This window comes from Sphingopyxis sp. KK2, from assembly GCF_001990265.1.
GTDB lineage: Bacteria > Pseudomonadota > Alphaproteobacteria > Sphingomonadales > Sphingomonadaceae > Sphingopyxis.
Window position 1 is genome coordinate 1 of record NZ_LYVN01000209.1, and the last position, 4,898, is coordinate 4,898.

Annotated in this window: 4 protein-coding genes and 1 pseudogene; all 5 read right to left on the bottom strand. The window is 71.9% G+C overall.

Annotated elements, in window-relative coordinates:
* Positions 1-1,191: phage tail protein (locus tag B1A78_RS20400; protein ID WP_218668013.1), on the bottom strand; the 1,191-nt coding region annotated here is incomplete at its 3' end.
* Positions 1,192-1,193: 2 nt separating this feature from the next.
* On the bottom strand, positions 1,194-1,481 hold the full coding sequence (locus tag B1A78_RS20405) for a hypothetical protein (protein WP_077148708.1): 288 nt from the start codon (positions 1,479-1,481) through the stop codon (positions 1,194-1,196).
* Positions 1,474-2,298, bottom strand: coding sequence for a DUF2163 domain-containing protein (locus B1A78_RS20410; RefSeq protein ID WP_077148709.1), 825 nt, complete (start codon positions 2,296-2,298; stop codon positions 1,474-1,476). Before B1A78_RS20410 ends, B1A78_RS20405 begins: the two co-directional genes overlap by 8 nt.
* A complete protein-coding gene (locus B1A78_RS20415) occupies positions 2,292-4,628 on the bottom strand; it encodes a DUF2460 domain-containing protein (protein WP_077148710.1) in 2,337 nt (778 codons plus the stop codon). The genes B1A78_RS20410 and B1A78_RS20415 overlap by 7 nt, the downstream gene beginning before the upstream one ends.
* Positions 4,628-4,898 (bottom strand): annotated as a pseudogene (locus B1A78_RS20420) (tail tape measure protein); the annotation flags it as partial. The pseudogene B1A78_RS20420 and the gene B1A78_RS20415, both read right to left, overlap by 1 nt.

Genomic DNA, 4,898 nt, shown 5'->3' on the forward strand with positions numbered 1-4,898 from the left:
GCGGACCTCGCTGTCCTTGACCGTCCGCGACACGACGCGCCACGCGCCGCCACCGCTTCCGGGCCCGGCGACGGTCACCAGCCCGCCGACCGGCAACGCCAGCGCGGCCAGGTCGCCGCGCCACACCCGCGTCTCGCGCCCGTCGGCGACATCGGCGGCGATCCGCCGCGCCAGCGCCCGCGCGCCGCCGGCGGACAGCACCGCGGGCAGGTCGATCTTCTCTTCGCGCCGCCCCCCGCCCGCGACCAGCGCCGCCTGCTGGCCAAGCTGGTAATCGCGCTCGGGTTCATAATGGCGCAGCCGGATCGTCCCCGGCAGCGCCGCCAGCGGCGCGCGGCGCGTCTCGGCCCCGTCGGGTGCCGCCGGCACGCGCCGCGCCTCCGAAAAATCCGCGAGCGCCACCGGCGCGCCCGCAAGCGCGGTCGGTGCGAGCCGCCAGCCGCCGGGCGCACTCACCAGCCGCACATCATCGGCGTCGAGCAGCGGCGCCAGCGCCTCGCGCACCCGGTCGCCCGATGCCGCATAGCCCGAAAAGCCGGTCCGCCCGGCACAGCGCCCCGCCTCGCCGAGCAGCACCGCGCCGACCAGCCCGGCGTCGATCGTCCCGGCATCGGCTTCGACCTCGAAATTCAGCGCCGGGATGCGATTGCCGAACCGCGCCAGTTCCAGTTCCTCGAACACGGCATAGGACAGCCCGCGAAACGCGCTCGCCGCACCGATGCCCAGCGCCGATGCGATCAGCGGATCGACCGGCTGGTCCTCGCTGCCGTCGTACCAGCGAAAGATGCAACGCTCCTGGAACGTCCCGCTCGTCCCGCGCAACAAGTCGCCATCGGCCCAGATACGGCGGATCGCGCGGACCGGCCGCGACGACAGCGCGACCGCCAGCGACACCGAATAGCTGTACTCGGTCGTCGACGGCCGCCCCTTGCCGCCGCCATGCTTTTCGCGCCGCTCGATCAGGTCGGTCGCCCAGATCACGCTCCCTGCGACGCGCATCGTCCCGAACAGCTTCGGGATCTGCTGGCCATAGGTCGATGCCTGCACCTTCAGGTCGGCCAGCCGCGGTCCCTCGCGGCCCTTGGGCTTGAAGATTTCGGCGTCGATCTGCTGCCCGACCGCCGCCCCGATCGCCGCCCCCACCGGTCCGCCCAATATCCCGCCGACCACCGTCAGCACCAAGGTTGCCATGATTATGCTCCCGAAAACCGCCAGCGCGCCACCGCGGCCGCGTCGTCCAGCGGCGTCTCGACCACCCGCCGCAGCCCCGCCTCGACGCGGTCGCGTCCCCAGCCGCGCAGCGGATAGTCCGCCGGTCGCGCCAGCCGCACGCCGGCCGCCGCATAGGCCGCCCACACCAGCCCGACGCAATCGAGCCCCGTCGCGGGCGCGCATCCCTGCAACCGGAACCGCACCCCGACCATCGTCCGCGCCGCCGCAAAGGCGCGTGCGCCCAAAAGATCGTCGAGCGCATCATCCACCGGGATAGCGCGTCAGCAAATCATTGCCCGGCAGATGCGCCTCGCCGCGAAAATTCGCGGCGTTGGCAAAGCGGCTGCCGCAGGTCGCCAATTGCCGGTCGCACCCCTCGGTCAGCCGCACCCGCGCCGGCAGCGCGGGCAGCAATCCCGGCACCTCGGCGAGTTGCAGCACCGTCCCGTCGTCGGCGATCACCGGCGACGCCAGCCCGCACGCCGCGCCCTCGATCCACAGCAGTTCGCCGAACGCCAAAGTCCCGGCGGCAACCGGCGCATCGAGCGTCACCGCGCGCCCCTCGACCGCGACCACCCGCCGGACATGCGTGCGCGGCGACAGGTCGACCCGGCACGCCCGGTCGCCGAGCGCCGCGCGGCACGACGGCGAGGTCGCCGGGCACGCCGGCGCATCGAGCAGGCTCGTCACCCCGCGCAGCTCGGCCGTAAAGGCCGGCCCCTGCCGCTCGACCGCCCCCAGTTCGCCGCGTGCGACGGTGATCGGCGCCAGCCCGGGGTCGCTCCAGTCCGCCACCATCAATTCCAGCTGCGCGCCGTCCCAGCGCCCGGCGTCGAGGTCGGCCGCCGCGATCGCCGTGCTCGACACCGCGCCCTGCAGGTCCATCGTCTCGACCTCGAGGCTGTCGCTCGTCTCGAGCGCCGACGGCTTCATTCCCGGCGCTGCGCGATACGGCGTGCCACCGATAACGAGGTCGCGGTCGTGCGAAGTCAGCCCGACGACCACCCCGTCGCGCCGCGCGAGCCGCCAGCACCAGGCCAGCGTCACCAGTTCCTCGCGCAGCCAGTCGGGCGCTGCACTCACCATGGCGCGCGCACCTCGATCAGCGGCACATGCGCCATCTCGCCCGCGAGGAAGGTCGCGCGGCTCACCTCCAGCCGGTCCTCGGCGAAACGCACCGGCACGTCGAAGCGATAGCCCGCGCGCACCGCCGCACCTTCCGCCGGCGCCGCATCGAGCAGCACTTCGCCGGTATCGGTGACGACAAAGGCGCCGGTCTCGATCCCGGCGACCGACACCCGCACGCTGCCCGCGACCGGCAGGCGGATCGCGCGTATTTGCACGGCGTCGCCCGCGCCATAATGTTTGACCAGCGCGAACTGCCGCCGGCTCCCGTCGCCCACGCCGAGCAGTTGGTCGCCCGCTGCCGGCAGCCCGCCATCGATCGCCGAGCCATGGTCGAACGGATCGCGAAAGCGGAACGCGCGCGCCGCCCCGCGCCGGGCGCGAAAGAAATCGGTCAGCACCCGCACATCGGCCTCGGACCTTATCCCCGGCCCCGCATCATAGGTCATGCGCGCCTCGGCCCATTCGCTCGCGCGCTGTTCGTGGCCCGACGGCGCGCTCACGATCTGCGTCGAAAATTCGGTGACCGCCAGCGCCTCGCGCCCGATCGCCAGCGGGAAATCCACTGCATCGAAAGCCTGCACCTCATCCTCCCCCCCAAAATCGTTGAAGCCGAACCAGACGAACCCGTCGCGCGCGACCTGCGGCAGCGCCCAGACGAACGTGCGCGCCACCCCCGCGCGCACGCTCGCCCCGGCCGCCCCGGCGATCGCCGCCCATTGGTCGCGATCCTCCGCCCGCAGCACGAAACCCGAAAAATAATGCTGTTCGTCGATCGGATAGCCCAGCCTATCCACCATCGCCGCGCGCGCCGGCCCGGTTTCGGCGCCGCGTCCGCCGGTCACCCAGTCATAATCCTCGAGCTGCAGCACATCGAACGCCGGCGCCGCCCATCCGAGCGGCACATTCGCGCGCCGCAGTTCGGGCGCTTCGGGGTCGAGCACCGTCGGCAGGAAGACGAGCAAATGGCTCACCAGCCCGCCCGCCCCCGCTTCGTCGCGCGCCGCCGCGACCAGCGCCTCGGTCGAGCCTGCAAGCAGCGCGCCCAGCGCATCGAGCATCGTCCCCTGTCCCGCATCGAGCGGCGCGCGCACATCGGCAATCGCGACGCTCGCCCCGCCCAGCGCCGCACCCGCCGCCGCGTCATATCCGCAAATCCGGCCGCCCGGATTGACCCACCACCAGGGCTCACCGACCTGGAATTTCACCGCGAGATCCGCCGCCAGCGCGACCGCGACAAAGGCGCGCGCGACGATCTGCAAATAACCCATCGCCACCGCATTGGCGGGCGACAACAGGGTCGACGGCGGCACCCATCCGGTCAGCGCCGGCGCACCGGTGCCGTCGCGCTGCTTCCAGTCGTTCCAGCAATATTCATCGAAATATTCGTAGGATAGCGACCAGATGATCCCCAGCCCCGCGTCGCCGCACGCTTCGGCGAACCCCGCATGCCACGCCGCGCAGGGCGCATTGATCGCCCCGCCGACAAGGCTCGCATAAAAGCCCCCGCCCGACGCCTCGAGCCGCATATAATGGCTCATCCCGACATAATGGACGACGTCGCCACGATAGCCGAGCGCCACGATCTGCCGCACCACCCGCGCCGGGGTCAGGTGGTACACATCGTCATAGCCGTTGGTCATGCCCAGCCCATGCTCGGGCAGCATGGCATCGCCGATCGCGAGCACCGACCCCGATCCCGACACCGCGATGTCGCTCATCTCGGCCCAGCCCGCAGCCGGGTCCGCGAGCACGCCCTCGCTGCCGTCATAATCCGGCGGCACCAGCGACACGAACATCCGATCGATATCGCCCGCCCAAACGGGATCGGCCTCGCCGGGGAGCAGATAGCCGCCGTCGAGCGCATCGAAATCGAGGCTGACGATCGCATCCTCGCCCGTCCCCTCGGCATAGTTCCACAGCCGCACATACCAGGCGCGCGGACTCCCCCCGGCATCGCGCCCCTCGATCGTCAGCGTCGGCCCGTGCAGCGCGTCGAGCGGCTTGACCCCGCCCGACCGCCAGCGAAAGCGGAGCTGCGTGTGCCGGAAATCACGCCGGGTTTCATAAGACAGCAGCGGATGGTCCCACGCGTCCGCCGCGGCCCAGATCAGCCCCGCCAGATCCTGCTTCCGGTAACAGACCGTCTCGACGCGCAGCGCCTGCGGCCCGGTCGTCACCACGCTCGCCATCATCGGCCGCGCAAAATTCACCGTCCAGAAGCGCGGGTCGAAGCGCTTGATCCAACCCTTGCGATGATGCGGCTCGGCCGCCACCAGCGCCCAGCCCATCAGTCCGCCTCCACCGCGCGCCGCACCGCGCGCGCCAGTTGCCGCCCGGTCTGCGCCAGCCGCCCCGGTTCGCTCGCGGCCTGCCCCTGCACATTCACCGTGATCGCGATGTTGCGCACCGCGCCCGCCGCCGACGGCTCGATCCGCCCGCTCGCGGTCGGCACGAACAGCTCGGGGCCGCGCTCGCCGACGCGATAGGCGCGCCCCGCGCTCACCGGCCCGCCCGTCGCGCGCCCAGGCGCGCCGAACATCGCCTGCGCGATCGACATC